Below are 13,530 nucleotides of genomic sequence, written 5' to 3'. Positions count from 1 at the left end.
AGATGGACGCTTCCATCATCTCTGCACTCGCGGCCCTCTCCGGCGCAACTATTGGCGGCCTGACGAGCGGGGTGGCCAATTGGCTGAACCACCGTAGCCAGGTCCGCGCGCAATGGTTGCTTCACGAGAAGAACCGGCGACAGATCCTCTACAGGGATTTCATCGAGGAAGCCGCGAGATGTCACATCGATGCGCTTCAGCATCATGAGGTCGGCGACGGTGCCCCGGGACTGGTTGCGCTGTACGCAAAGCTCAACAGGATGCGAGTGCTGTCCTCCAAGCCGGTCGTGCGGAGCGCCGAGCACATCGCTAAGACGATCATGGATACCTATCTGGAACCGGACAAGAGCTTCGGCGAACTGCGTGACATGGCAAAATGCGGATCCATCGATCTGCTGCGCGAATTCAGCGAGGCCTGTCGTGAGGAATTCGACGAGATGCGCGACCGGCGGCTTTGACCGGGGATACCGCTGCTCACTCTAGCGGGGGCGCTTGGCACGGCTTCCCGGCGCCAAAGGTCTCGGCAAATCGCCAATACGGGCTTTGAGGCGCGGCAGCGCAAAGTCCAGGAAGGCACGCAGCTTAGCCGGCATGAAGCGGTTCGGCGGATAGACGAAGCTTACCGGTATCGATGGTGAATCGAAATCCTGCAGCAGCAGAGCCAGCTCTCCGGACCTTACTGACTCGGTCACTTGATAGGACGCAATCGCAGCGATCCCCATACCAGCTCGTGCGGCCTCAAAGGCCGACTCAATACTGTTCAAGACGAGGCGCGATCGCACCGGTACGACATACTCGGCGTTGGCTTTCTGCAGCGTCCATGTGTTGGTCGACTGTAGCGGTGGCACGGAACTGATGCAGTCGTGCCTGGACAGGTCGTCAGGGGATTTTGGCGTGCCGCGGGTCTTGAGGTACGCCGGGCTTGCGCACAGGACGCGACGGATTTCCCCGATCCCCACCGCGATCAGGCTGCTGTCCGCAAGGGTGCCGATGCGAAGCGCGACATCAATATGCTCCTCCAGAAGGTTCGTTGACTGGTCCCGCAGATCGAGGTGAATGTCGACATCGGGAAACGCGGCCACGAATTTTGCCAGCACCGGCACCAAGTGCAGCCGGCCAAACGCCGGGGGCGCCGATACGCTCAGCTCGCCGCGCGGCGCCGCATATTCGCCGGAGGCCGCCCGTTCGGTTTCGGCCACGTCGCCAAGAATTCGCTTTGCGGCGGCGATGTAGGAGCGCCCGACGTCGGTCGGCACAAGCACGCGGCTCGAGCGATTGAACAGCTTGGTCTGCAGGTGAGCTTCGAGTTCGGACACCTTCCGGCTCACCGTTGCCAGCGGGGTTTTTGTCCGGCGCGCTGCCGCGGACAGGCTGCCGGTCTCGGCGACGGCCAACACGATCGACATGGCCTGAAAACGATCCATCAATCTTCCATTTTTGGAAAGATACTTCTCTATCTTGCCAGATGTTTATCATTTCCGGAAGGGTCTATCTGGGGGTGGCAGACCACGAGATCTTCCACACAGGAGACGGCCATGACGACCATCCAAGCCAAGGGCACCGCCCTCATCACCGGCGCATCGACTGGGATCGGTGCGATCTACGCCGATCGCCTGGCCAAGCGGGGCCACGACCTCATCCTCGTTGCACGCAACAAGCAACGGCTCACCTCGCTGGCGCGACGGCTCTCTAATGAGACGGGCCGCAACGTGGAGACGATCGAAGCCGATCTCACGTCGCCTGCTGACCTGCAACGCATCGAAAACATCCTGAAGTCCAATGCCGGCATCTCAGTGCTGGTCAACAATGCCGGCGTCGGAGCTTCGGCGCCGTTGCTTGGCGCTGACGTCGAGAAGATGGAAGACATGATCCGCCTCAACGTCACCGCGTTGACGCGGCTGACCTATGCGGCGGTCCCGGGATTTGTCGCCCGCGGCGATGGCACGATCATCAACATCGCCTCGATCGTCGCGATCGCGCCGGAAGTGTTGAATGGTGTCTATGGTGGCTCGAAAGCCTTCGTGCTCGCGTTCAGCCAGTCGTTGCATCACGAACTCGCCGACAAGGGCATCCGGGTGCAGGCGGTGCTGCCGGGTGCCACTGCAACCGAATTCTGGGACATTGCCGGCACGCCACTGCATCAGCTTCCGGCGCAAATCGTGATGTCAGCCGACGACCTGGTCGATGCTGCGCTCGTCGGTCTCGACCTGGGTGAGACCGTAACCATCCCGTCGTTGCCAGACGAGTCCGAGTGGGATCGCCATGAGGCTGCGCGCCTTGCGATGGCGGGCAAGCTCTCGAGCGCAATCCCGGCGTCTCGCTACAATTTGCAAAAGCACCAGGTCTCAGGTGCCTAGCTGGCAACGACCCGGCCATCGCTTGGCTCAAGAATGCATGACCGGGTCAAGCCCGGCCATGACGATCCATGAAAATGAACGCAAATTCTAAGGAAGCCATTATGGCCAAGGTCCTTGTTCTCTACTACTCCGCGTATGGTCACATCGAAGCGATGGCGAGTGCGGTCGCCGAGGGCGCGCGTGAAGCTGGTGCCACCGTTGACATCAAGCGCGTGCCGGAACTGGTGCCGGCCGAGGTGGCAAGGGCTTCGCATTACAAGCTCGATCAGGCAGCTCCGATTGCCAAAGTGGAAGAACTCGCCCATTACGATGCGATCATCGTCGGCACCGGCACCCGCTTCGGCCGCCTTGCCTCGCAGATGGCAAGCTTCCTCGACCAGGCGGGCGGCCTCTGGGCCAAGGGCGCATTGCACGGCAAGGTCGGTGGCGCCTTCACGTCGACGGCGACCCAGCATGGCGGGCAGGAAATCACGCTGTTCACGATCATCACCAATCTCCTGCATTTCGGCATGACGATCGTTGGCCTCAATTATGGCTTTGCCGGCCAGATGAAGCTCGATGAAATTACCGGCGGCTCGCCCTATGGTGCGACAACCATCACTGGCGGCGACGGCAGCCGTCAGCCCAGCGCGAACGAACTCGCAGGCGCGCGCTATCAAGGACGGGTTATCGCAGAGACCGCGAAGAAACTGCATGGATGATGCGATGGGGGTGCACGGTGCCTCGCCCCGTTCAATTGCGCACAATTAAATGTGACCTGTTGCTATTGTATTCCCGTCAACATCGCGCAACCCCAGGGGTGAAGGAACTCACCAGCAAGGAGCCGACCGAGAACTCGCGCGGCCTGCGCCTCGGCAACATGGTGCAGAACACGCACTTGAGCGCAGCAAACCGGAAATTGTGAAAGGTGTCTGTTGTTGGCGCCGCCGGCCACTGTTGGTGTGCCGCCGATATTACAGCGTGGGTGAGCACTTCGATGCCAACACGAGCAGCGAACCAGCGCAGAAGGAAAGCGAGAGATGGCAATTCGACAGGAGCAACGGGCGGTCGCCGGCCGAAATAAGCCGCAGTCCTACTGCGACTCCTGGGCAGGCCATGGTCCTGCGTCGTTGCTGTCATCCTCGGCAAATCGCGGCTGGTCCGGCCTGTCAGCTGAGCTGCGGAACCATGGCAAAGGCACGATCCCTTGGATGACCTCGCGATCCGATATCGAGATCTGCGTCGATGTGTGCGGCAATGAATCGCTCGTCACGCGGCGGGCCGCAGGCATCGAAGATCGGAGCTTCGCCAGGCGCGGGACAATTTGGCTGTCTCCTCCCGGGCTGCATAGGTTCGTCGACCACGCCGAAGACATGGTGGGGATTTTGCATATGTGTCTCCCGCTGAGCCAACTCTCACCGAGCAACCTCGGGAGCAACATCGATGGTTCTGCGATCGGCGCGCTTAGGTACGAAAGAGCATTCGAAGATTCGCTGTTGGCCGAGATCGCGTATGCAATCGCAGCGGAACTACACACTGAAACTTCTGCCGGCAATCTGCTCGTTGAAACTCTGGCTTCCAGTCTGACGGCAAGGCTGGTTCAAAAAACTGCCAACGCATCATCCAATCAGCCTTTTCCGCTTCTCACAGCAAAAGGACTCGATCGACGCAGACTCTTCCGCGTGCTGGACTACATCGAAGCAAACCTTGAAGGCGATCTCACCATCGATCACATGGCATCAATAGCCTGCCTGAGCAAATTCCATTTCGCGCGGGCTTTCGGGCAAGCCGTCGGACAATCGCCGCATCGCTACGTCAGCGCCAGGCGCCTTCAGCGCGCAAAGGCCTTGCTGTTACAAGGTGATCGGTCGTTAGCAGACATTGCGCTGGCACTCAGCTTTTCCAGCCAAGCCAATTTTACCCGGGCATTCAGGCAGGCTACAGGACAGTCACCCGGTCAATATCGTCGGGAGCTGAGTTCGTGTCATCGTGGCAAATCCTTGACTGTTTGCGGCAGACCCTTTCGAATCTAGCATCACGAACTCGGGGCAAGGGCATCCGCGCGCAGGCAGTGCTGCCGTGCGCCACAACGGTGGCGCCGCCGCGGACGGTCGCGTTTGTCCGGCGGAGGCGCTTCTCGCTTCGAAAGTGGCGAAAGCGTCGGCCGCACGGACCGCCATCGACAGCAACCCATGACAAAATCCCGGCAACCAGTGCAAAGCCACGCCCAGGAAAATTCTGCATAACACCAGCCAGGCCGACGCGATCTCGTTAATTGCGGACCGACGGAGAGTTCCATGACGTTGCAGATCTCACGACGAGGCAGGGAATATCTGAGAACGGCGCAGACCTTGCTCTATTCCGCCAGCACCATGACCGATCGAGCAGTTGCGGCTCAGCTGAAGGCCCTCGCCGATACCTACGAGCGGCGAGCCGAGCAAGCTTCGCATGTCGACGCGGCCCAAGGCATGGCCCCGGGGGGTCGCTGACGCCGAAGGCGAGGCACTGTTCGAAGGAGGCCGGACATGACCCACGTGTATTTCCACTGCTCCACCACGAAGAAGGTTTTCCTCGATCAGAAGGGGGCCCTGGTGAACGATCTCGCCGAGACGCGCGATCATGCAACCCGGCTCGTGCGATGCTACACCAGCGAGCGCAGCCTCGAGGATTGGCGTGATTGGTCGCTGCATGTCAGCGACGACCAAGGCGATGAGCTGTTCATCGTCCCTTTCGCCTTGGTTCTTGGCAAGCCGCATTGAAGTCAGCGTAAGTGCAATACGATCGCCGACAGCGTGGCTTCGCCGAATTGTGAGCTTTTAGTTCCCGGCGCGTCTCCCTCCCTGTCCCGTCGGGCTCTCCGCGGCCGGTCCTTTCTCCTCCCGGGGACCGGCCGCCTCTTTCGGGCTCGATAGGCGATGGCGGGTCGGATCGGCTCAGCGTATCCCGATGAGTGCAATCGGGAGCGAAACCAGGCGGAGTTGCACGATGACCTTTAATCATTTCTTTTCCGCATCGCTTGCTCGGCTGCACGCCGAACATCGCTACCGCGTGTTTGTCGATATCGAGCGCATCGCCGGACGTTTTCCGCACGCACTATGGCATTCTCCGCAGGGGCCGCGCCCAGTCATGATTTGGTGCTCGAATGATTATCTCGGCATGGGCCAGCATCCGAAGGTCATTGGCGCCATGGTCGAAACCGCGACCCGCAAGGGTGCTGGCGCGGGCGGCACCCGCAACATTTCCGGCACCCATCATCCACTGGTCGAATTGGAGCGCGAGATCGCGGACCTGCACGGCAAGGAAGCCGCGTGGTCTTCACTTCGGGCCACGTGTCCAACCAGGCTGGCATCGCGACGATCGCCAAGTTGCTGCCGAACAACCCAGCGTGCCCGGCGGCATGCGCCGTATTGATATCTGCAAACCGAGGCGATTGGCCAAAACACACATGGAGCAGACAATGAAAAACCTTCTCACTCATACGATCGCCGCAAGTTGCCTGGTCGGTTCCGTATCGGTCGCACAGGCCCGCACAGTTTACGACGGCTCTTGGGATCTTCTCTTCGTGACGCAAAGGGGCGCGTGCGATCCGACCTACACGTTCTCCGTCAATATCACTGACGGGGTCGTCACACATCCCAACCTCGTGAGGTTCAGGGGCCGTGTGGCGCGCTCGGGCGCCGTCCGCGCTTCGGTGACCGTTTCGGACAAATATGCGTCCGGCTCAGGTCGGCTCTCGAGCCATACCGGTCGGGGAACGTGGAGCGGCTATTCGGGAGGCGCGCGTTGTTCGGGGTATTGGTCTGCCCAGCGGAACTGACAAATCTCTTTCCGACTACTGGTTCGTCCGAGGCAATGCTGGTGTTCGGCGGGCGACGGCTGAGCCGCGTCAGTGGTGAATGTTACTCGCGAATTATCGTGCGGCCGCGCCGGTGCGTGTGGGTTTCCGCGCGCCGGGGCCCGGATGGACGTGAACCGCCTTCGCCGTCAGCGGCTCGCCGCACTCCGAGCAGACCATGACGGGATCAAACATCTTGTGGCAGTTCTTGTGTTCGTGCAGCAACGGTCGTCCGCGCGAGTCGACCATGTGAACGTTGCCCCAATGCACGATCGACATGATGATCGGATAGAGGTCGAGACCCTTTTGCGTCAGGATGTATTCATAGCGCTTGGGCGCTTCCTGATAGGGAATCTTGCGCAGCACACCGAAGCGTACGAGCTTCTTCAGCCGGTCGGCCAGCAGGTGCCGGGTCACGCCAAGCGAGGACTGGAATTCGTCGAACCTGCGGATACGCAGAAAACATTCGCGCAGGATGAGCAGGCTCCAGCGGTCACCGATCACAGCCACGGTGCGGGCCAGCGAGCACGGTTCTTCCTCGAGGGCATCCCATTTCATCAGCGTCTCCGACGATTCTCTTGTATCCCAAAAATAAATTCTAAATTAGAACTCACTACATTTCAATAGGATGCCGCGATTTCCATCAGTCTTTCCTCGTTAGGATGATGATCATCATATTGACAGTTCTGAAATAGAACCTTAACACTCGCGCCAGGATCAATCGGGCGGCGAACAATCGCTGCCGTCGAAGGGAAGGGCGTTCCATGGCAGCCTCGCTCAAGGTCGAGTTTCACTTCGATTTCGGCAGTCCCAACGCCTACCTCGCCGAGCTCGCGCTGCCCGGCATCGAGCAGCGCACCGGCGTCAAATTCAACTACGTGCCGGTGCTGCTCGGTGGCGTCTACAAGGCGACCGGCAACATGTCGCCCGCCGAGTCGCTGCGCGGGATCAAGAACAAGCCGGAATATAATGCGCTCGAGACCCAGCGTTTCCTGCGCCGGCACGACATCACGAAGTTCACGATGAACCCCTTCTTTCCGGTGAATACGCTTGCGCTAATGCGCGGCGCTGTGGCCGCGGAGATCGAGGGGCAGTTTGAATCCTACTTCCATGCCGCCTATCACCACATGTGGGTCGAGCCCAAGAAGATGGACGATCAGCAGGTATTCCGCGCCGCCTTCCTGTCCTCTGGGCTGGACATCGATCGCATCATCGCGCGCGCTCAGCAGGACGACGTCAAAAAGAAGCTGATCGAGAACACCAGCAACGCCGTGGCGCGCGGCTCGTTCGGCTCCCCGACCTTCTTTGTCGGTAACGAGATCTATTTCGGCAAGGACAGCCTGCGCGACGTGGAGGACGAAATCCTCGCGCAACTGAGCTCAGAGCGGCGCAAGACCGCCTGAGGACGCATCAGCTTTCCAGATAAATCGAGCCCGGAGAGGGCCCAGCAACGGGAGGTGTCATTGGTGAGTTGGCAGCAAGCTGCAGACGAGATTCTAAATGTACTGCCGCGCCGCATCCATGAGGTGATGGACCCCTATGTTGCCGCCACGCCCGATCGGACAGCGCTGATCGATGACAACGCCAAATTGACCTATCGCGAACTCGACCGGGCGGTCGGTGCCACCACGGACGCGCTGCGCGCGCTCGATATCCGCGCCGGCGATCGCATCATGCTCGTCAGCGAGAACTCGATCCCGCTGGCCTGTCTCCTGCTCGCCGCAAGCCGGCTCGATGCCTGGGCGATCGTTGCCAACCCGCGGCTGTCGCCGCGCGAGCTGGACCAGATCAGGGATCACAGCGGCGCGCGACGCATGCTCTTCACGGCAAAGGTCTCGGAAGAGGCGGCCGCACACGCGACGCGTTGTGAGGCTCTGCTGCAGGATGTCGGGCCGCTCAACGGCATCGGCGTGTCCGCGCTGAACCGGGAAACCAAGGCCGAGCCGGTCGAGACCGACGGCGCACGCCAGGTGGCGGTGCTCATCTACACGTCCGGAACCACCGGAACGCCGAAGGGCGTCATGCTCTCGCACCGGAACCTGCTGTTCTCGGCCCGGACCACCGCGACCTTGCGCAGCATGACCGCTGACGACGTGCAGTATTGCGTGCTGCCGATCTCGCACATTGTCGGAATCTCGCTTCTGACGATGACGCTCATGGTCGGTGCGGTCACCCGGCTGGTCACCAAATACAATCCCGCCGCGCTTGCCAAGGCACTCGCAGAGGATGGCATTACGCTCCTGAACGGCGTCCCCGCGACCTACCAGCGGCTGCTCGAATACAAGCAGACGGCGGGCCTGCCGAAACTGGAGCGCGGCGCACTGCGGTTGATGAGCGTCGCTGGTGCGCCGCTCGACCTTGAGCTCAAAGCGCGGGTTGAGAAGGAGCTTGGTCTTCCTCTCGGCAACGCCTTCGGCATCACGGAATGCTCGCCCGGCATTTCCGGCGTTCGGGCGGAGGCACCGCGCAGCGACAATTCGGTCGGCACTCTCGTGCCGGGCGTCGAGGCTCGAATCGTCGCGCGTGACGGCGCCATCGTGACCAACGGCGACATCGGTGAACTGCATGTGCGCGGACCGAACGTGATGCTCGGCTACTACCGCGCGCCGGACCTCACGGCGAAGGCGATCGACCCGGATGGGTGGTTCAATACGGGCGACCTGGCGCGCTTCGAGGGCGAGGCGATGTTCATCGTTGGACGCACCAAGGAGATGATCATTCGCTCCGGCTTCAACGTCTATCCGGCCGAGATCGAAGCGGTGTTGAGCACTCATCCCGACGTGGTGCAATGCGCCGTGGTCGGTCGGACGGTTCCGGGCAATGAAGAGATCGTTGCCTTCGTTCAGCTGCTCAAAGGCTCCTCGGCAACCGCGCAGGACGTGATGGCGCATGTCGCGCCTGAGCTTACCTCCTACAAGCGACCGTCCGAGATCATCCTCATGGACGCGCTGCCGGCCACGTCGACGGGCAAGCTGCTGAAACACAAGCTGGCGGAATCGCTGCGCAACTGACGCGCGCGAGATCGCTTCAATAAGTCACAAGGCTGGAGAAGTCCCATGCAGAAGAGAAACAGGACGGTTGCGGTGATCGGCGCCGGTGATTTCATTGGCGGCGAGATTGCCAAGAAGTTCGCGTCCGAGGGCTTCACGGTCTTCGCGGGCCGGCGCAACGGCGACAAGCTTGCGCCCTTGGTCAAGGATATCGAGGCTGCCGGCGGCGAGATCCACGCCCGCTCGCTCGATGCGCGCAAGGAGGAGGAGATCATCTCCTTCCTGAACGACGCCGACAAGCACGCGCCGCTCGAGGTCTGCATCTTCAATATCGGCGCCAACGTCAATTTCCCGATCCTGGAGACCACCGAGCGGGTGTTCCGAAAAGTCTGGGAAATGGCCTGCTATTCCGGCTTCCTAGCGGGACGGGAGGCGGCACGGCTGATGCTGCCGCGTGGTGAGGGCAACATCTTCTTCACCGGCGCGACTGCGAGCTTGCGCGGCGGTTCCGGCTACGCCGCCTTCGCCAGCGCCAAGTTCGGGCTGCGCGCCGTCGCGCAGGCGATGGCCCGTGAACTCGGGCCGAAGAACATCCATGTCGCGCATCTCATCATCGACTCTGGCGTCGATACCGAATGGGTCCGGCAGCGCCGGCTCGAAGCGCTCGGGCCCGATGCGCTCGACAATCCGGACCTGCTGATGCCGCCTGCGTCGGTGGCCGCGTCCTATTGGCAGCTCTACCAGCAGCCGAAGAGCGCCTGGACGTTCGAGCTCGAGATCCGTCCTTTCGGCGAGAAGTGGTAGGGAGCGCCCCGATGGAGCTCGCGCTATCCCAAGACGATGCGGCGTTTCGCGACGAAGTCCGCGCATTCATCAAGAACAATTATCCGGCTGAAATGCGCGTTCCAAATCCGGAGACCGACCTTTCCAAGGAGCAGATGCTGCTGTGGCATCGCATCCTGCACAAGAAGGGCTGGATCGCGCCGCTCTGGCCCAAGAAATATGGCGGACCCGGCTGGTCCATCACCCGCCGCTTCATCTTCGAGCAGGAGACCACGCGCGCCGGCACGATGCCGCCTTTGGCGTTCAGCGTCACCATGGTCGGTCCCGTCATCTATACGTTCGGCAACGAGGCGCAGAAGAAGAAATTTCTGCCGCGCATTCTCTCGGGCGAGGACTGGTGGTGCCAGGGCTATTCGGAGCCCGGCTCGGGATCAGACCTCGCCACCGTCCGCACCAAGGCGGTGCGCGACGGCGACCACTACATCGTCAACGGGCACAAGACCTGGACCACGTTGGCGCAGCACGCCGACTGGATCTTCTGCCTGGTGCGGACCGATCCGGCCGCAAAGCCGCAATCCGGCATTTCGTTCCTGCTGATCGACATGAAGTCGCCGGGTGTCACTGTGCGGCCGATCATTACCATCGACGGCTCGCATGAGGTCAATGACGTCTTCCTCGAGAACGTCCGCGTGCCCGTCGAAAACCTGATCGGCGAGGAGAACAAGGGCTGGACCTACGCCAAATTCCTGCTCGGCAATGAGCGCACCAGCATGGCCGGCATCGGCCGCTCGACGCGCTACATCGCGAAACTGAAGAAGATCGTGAAGGCGGAGATCCCTGAGGATGATCCGGCGCATCCCGAGTTCGTCAAGGACATCGCCCGCGTCGAGCTCGATGTGCTGGCGTTGGAGGCAACCGAGCTGCGCGTTGTTGGCCAAATGGCACGCGGCATCGATCCGGGGCCGGCGGCCTCGCTGTTCAAGATCCGCGGCACCGAGATATTCCAGGACATCACCGAGCTCACCCATCGCGCGATCGGCAATTACGGGCTGGCGATCCGCGAGCATCCCGTCAGCGCCAACCATTTCATGCCGGGGCCGGATTACGGTCACACCGCGTCGGAGAAATATTTGAATTCGCGCAAGCTCTCGATCTACGGCGGATCGAACGAGATCCAGCGCAACATCATCGCCAAGGCCGTGCTCGGTCTCTAGCGAACGGCGGCACGGGAGAAAATCGGATGGATATCCAGTTCACGGAAGAGCAAGAGCTGCTTCGATCCAGCGTCCAGCGCTTGCTGCGCGACCGGTATGATTTCGACGCGCGCCGCAAGATCGTCGCGAGCGAGGAGGGGCACAGCCGCGAGCGTTGGCAAGCCTTCGCGGAACTCGGGCTGCTGGGCGCGCCATTCTCCGAGGAGGTCGGCGGCCTCGGTGGCGGTCCGCTGTCGACTATGATCATCATGCAGGAGTTCGGCCGTCACCTCGTGGTCGAGCCATTTGTCGAGACGGTCGTGGTGGCCGGCGGCTTGATCGAACAAATCGGCTCCGACGCACAGAAGCAGGCCTTCATTCCCGAGATCGTTGCCGGCGCGAAGTTGTGGGCGCTGGCCTGGACCGAGAAGGGTTCGCGCTTCGATCTCGCGAACGTCACCACCACGGCGAAGCGGGACGGCGACGACTTCGTCCTCACCGGCGAGAAGACCGCGGTGCTGGCCGCACCGTGGTCAGATCATTTGATCGTCTCCGCCCGGACATCCGGTCATCGCCACGATCGCGGCGGCCTCAGCCTGTTCGTGGTCGATCGCCGTGCCGCAAATCTCGATCTGCAGAGTTTTCGGACGATCGACGGCCGCCGCGCCGCCGAGATCGGCCTGCGCGGGGTCCGCGGTCAGCTCCTGGGCCGGGAAGGCGAGGGCGTTGTAGCGCTCGAAGCGTGTCGCGACCGCGCGATCGGTGCGCTCTGTGCCGAAGCGGTAGGCGCGATCGGCGAGCTGAACGCGGCGACGCTGGAGTACTCCAAGACGCGAAAACAGTTCGGCGCCACGATCGGCAGCTTCCAGGTGTTGCAGCACAGGATGGTCGACATGTTCATCGCTCATCAGGAAGCGCTGTCCCTGATGCAGCACCTCGCGGTGAGCCTCGGCGGCGGTGAAGCCAGCGTCTCGCGGCTGGCGTCCGGCGCCAAGTCGAAAATCGGCTATGCCGGCAAGTTCGTCGCCGACCAGGCCGTGCAGCTGCATGGCGGCATGGGCATGACCGACGAGTTGAACGTCGGACATTATTTCAAGCGGATTTCCTCCATCAACATCCAGTTCGGCGATCCCGCCTTTCACCTGTTGCGCTACGCGCAGCTCGATGCGGCCGCCTAGCAGAGAGGCAGACATGACGACTGAAGCAGTGATCGTTTCCACCGCGCGTACCGGGGTCGGCAAGGCCTATCGCGGCGCGCTCAACAATACCGATGGTCCGACGCTGGCCGGTCACGTGATGGCCGAGGCGGTGAAGCGCGCTGGCATCGCGCCGGGCGAAGTCGAAGATGTGGTGATGGGCTGCGCCATGCAGCAGGGCACCATGGTGATGAACGTCGCGCGCAAGGGTGCGATCCGCGCCGGTCTACCGGTCACGGTTGCCGGCACGACGATCGACCGGCAATGCGCCTCCGGCCTCCAGGCGATCGCGGTCGCGGCGCGCTCGATCATGCTCGACGGCGTCGAGATCGCAATCGGCGGCGGCATCGAGTCGATCAGTCTGGTGCAGAACGATCACATGAACAAGTTCCATGCCATCGACCAGGATCTCATGGCGATGAAGCCGGAGATGTACATGTCCATGCTGGAGACGGCCGAAGTGGTCGCCGACCGCTACAAGATCGGCCGCGATCAGCAGGACGAATACTCGCTCGAATGCCAGCGACGGGTCGGCGCGGCCTTGCAGGGCGGCCGTTTCAACGACGAGATCGTTCCGATCGCGACCCGGATGGCTGTCGTCAACAAGGACACCAAGGAAGTGACGTATCAGCAGGTGACCTTGTCAACGGATGAGGGCCCGCGTCCGGATACGACCGCGGAAGGCCTTGCCAAGATCAAGCCGGTGTTCGAGGGCAAGACCATCAGCGCTGGCAATGCCAGCCAGCTTTCCGATGGTGCCTCGGCCTGCGTGATCATGAGCGACAGAATCGCCGCGCAAAAGGGTCTGAAGCCGCTCGGCATCTTCCGCGGCTTCGTCGCCGCCGGCGTCGAACCAGATGAGATGGGCGTTGGCCCGGTCGCGGCGATCCCGCGGCTGCTCAAGCGCCACAACCTCAAGATCGACGACATTGATCTCTGGGAGCTCAACGAGGCCTACGCGGTGCAGGTGATCTATTGCCGCGACAAGCTCGGCATCGATCCGAACAAGCTCAACGTCAATGGTGGCTCGATCGCGATCGGTCATCCCTATGGCATGACAGGTTCGCGGCTGACCGGCCATCTTCTGCTCGAGGGCCGACGGCGCAAGGCGAAATACGGCGTGGTGACCATGTGCATCGGCGGCGGCATGGGCGCGGCCGGCCTGTTCGAAATCGTCCACTGATCGGAAAACGGAGC

At 61.8% G+C, this 13,530-nt stretch carries 14 protein-coding genes and 1 pseudogene; 13 read left to right on the top strand and 2 right to left on the bottom strand.

The genetic code is table 11. The features are described 5' to 3' along the window. Positions 1-2 precede the first annotated feature (2 nt). On the top strand, positions 3-458 hold the full coding sequence (locus tag XI05_RS18100) for a hypothetical protein (protein ID WP_271504063.1): 456 nt from the start codon (positions 3-5) through the stop codon (positions 456-458). A gap of 21 nt (positions 459-479) precedes the next feature. Here XI05_RS18100 and XI05_RS18095 read toward each other — a convergent pair whose 3' ends face one another. Further along, on the bottom strand, positions 480-1,424 hold the full coding sequence (locus tag XI05_RS18095; protein ID WP_271504062.1) for a LysR family transcriptional regulator: 945 nt from the start codon (positions 1,422-1,424) through the stop codon (positions 480-482). A 111-nt stretch (positions 1,425-1,535) separates the two neighbouring features. On the opposite strand from XI05_RS18095, the gene XI05_RS18090 reads away from it, so the two are divergent. The 6 genes and pseudogenes from XI05_RS18090 to XI05_RS18065 all read left to right on the top strand — a co-directional run. Then, positions 1,536-2,357, top strand: coding sequence for an SDR family NAD(P)-dependent oxidoreductase (locus XI05_RS18090; RefSeq protein WP_271504061.1), 822 nt, complete (start codon positions 1,536-1,538; stop codon positions 2,355-2,357). A 101-nt stretch (positions 2,358-2,458) separates the two neighbouring features. Further along, positions 2,459-3,058, top strand: a complete 600-nt coding sequence (wrbA, locus tag XI05_RS18085) for an NAD(P)H:quinone oxidoreductase (RefSeq protein ID WP_271504060.1) — start codon at positions 2,459-2,461, stop codon at positions 3,056-3,058. Between the two features lie 318 nt (positions 3,059-3,376). Further along, positions 3,377-4,369 carry a helix-turn-helix domain-containing protein gene (locus XI05_RS18080; RefSeq protein WP_271504059.1) on the top strand — a complete coding sequence of 331 codons (993 nt, stop codon included), beginning with the start codon at positions 3,377-3,379 and terminating at the stop codon, positions 4,367-4,369. A gap of 264 nt (positions 4,370-4,633) precedes the next feature. Next, positions 4,634-4,825, top strand: a complete 192-nt coding sequence (locus XI05_RS18075; RefSeq protein WP_271504058.1) for a hypothetical protein — start codon at positions 4,634-4,636, stop codon at positions 4,823-4,825. Positions 4,826-4,861: 36 nt separating this feature from the next. After that, on the top strand, positions 4,862-5,095 hold the full coding sequence (locus XI05_RS18070; protein WP_271504057.1) for a DUF6894 family protein: 234 nt from the start codon (positions 4,862-4,864) through the stop codon (positions 5,093-5,095). Positions 5,096-5,321: 226 nt separating this feature from the next. Then, positions 5,322-5,713 (top strand): annotated as a pseudogene (locus tag XI05_RS18065) (aminotransferase class I/II-fold pyridoxal phosphate-dependent enzyme); the annotation flags it as partial. A gap of 533 nt (positions 5,714-6,246) precedes the next feature. Here the strand turns inward: XI05_RS18065 and XI05_RS18060 are convergent. After that, entirely contained in the window at positions 6,247-6,729 is a 483-nt protein-coding gene (locus XI05_RS18060; RefSeq protein WP_260374633.1) for a winged helix-turn-helix transcriptional regulator, read from the bottom strand. Between the two features lie 206 nt (positions 6,730-6,935). On the opposite strand from XI05_RS18060, the gene XI05_RS18055 reads away from it, so the two are divergent. From XI05_RS18055 to XI05_RS18030, 6 genes are all read left to right on the top strand, one after another. Next, positions 6,936-7,574 (top strand): 2-hydroxychromene-2-carboxylate isomerase, encoded by a 639-nt coding sequence (locus XI05_RS18055; RefSeq protein WP_271504056.1) that lies wholly within the window; start codon positions 6,936-6,938, stop codon positions 7,572-7,574. Between the two features lie 63 nt (positions 7,575-7,637). Next, positions 7,638-9,182: a class I adenylate-forming enzyme family protein gene (locus tag XI05_RS18050; RefSeq protein WP_333939937.1), complete on the top strand. Its 1,545-nt coding sequence runs from the start codon at positions 7,638-7,640 to the stop codon at positions 9,180-9,182. A gap of 45 nt (positions 9,183-9,227) precedes the next feature. Next, positions 9,228-9,965: an SDR family oxidoreductase gene (locus tag XI05_RS18045; RefSeq protein ID WP_271504055.1), complete on the top strand. Its 738-nt coding sequence runs from the start codon at positions 9,228-9,230 to the stop codon at positions 9,963-9,965. An 11-nt stretch (positions 9,966-9,976) separates the two neighbouring features. Then, positions 9,977-11,158 carry an acyl-CoA dehydrogenase family protein gene (locus tag XI05_RS18040; protein WP_271504054.1) on the top strand — a complete coding sequence of 394 codons (1,182 nt, stop codon included), beginning with the start codon at positions 9,977-9,979 and terminating at the stop codon, positions 11,156-11,158. Positions 11,159-11,184: 26 nt separating this feature from the next. Then, positions 11,185-12,315: an acyl-CoA dehydrogenase family protein gene (locus tag XI05_RS18035; RefSeq protein ID WP_271504053.1), complete on the top strand. Its 1,131-nt coding sequence runs from the start codon at positions 11,185-11,187 to the stop codon at positions 12,313-12,315. 13 nt (positions 12,316-12,328) lie between these two features. Further along, positions 12,329-13,516: an acetyl-CoA C-acyltransferase gene (locus XI05_RS18030; RefSeq protein WP_271504052.1), complete on the top strand. Its 1,188-nt coding sequence runs from the start codon at positions 12,329-12,331 to the stop codon at positions 13,514-13,516. Positions 13,517-13,530 lie beyond the last annotated feature (14 nt).

Origin of the sequence: Bradyrhizobium sp. CCBAU 11357 (genome assembly GCF_028128865.1) — a bacterium.
Lineage (GTDB): Bacteria > Pseudomonadota > Alphaproteobacteria > Rhizobiales > Xanthobacteraceae > Bradyrhizobium.
Note: the sequence above shows the minus strand (reverse complement) of the source record. Positions and strands in the feature narration are given on the sequence as shown.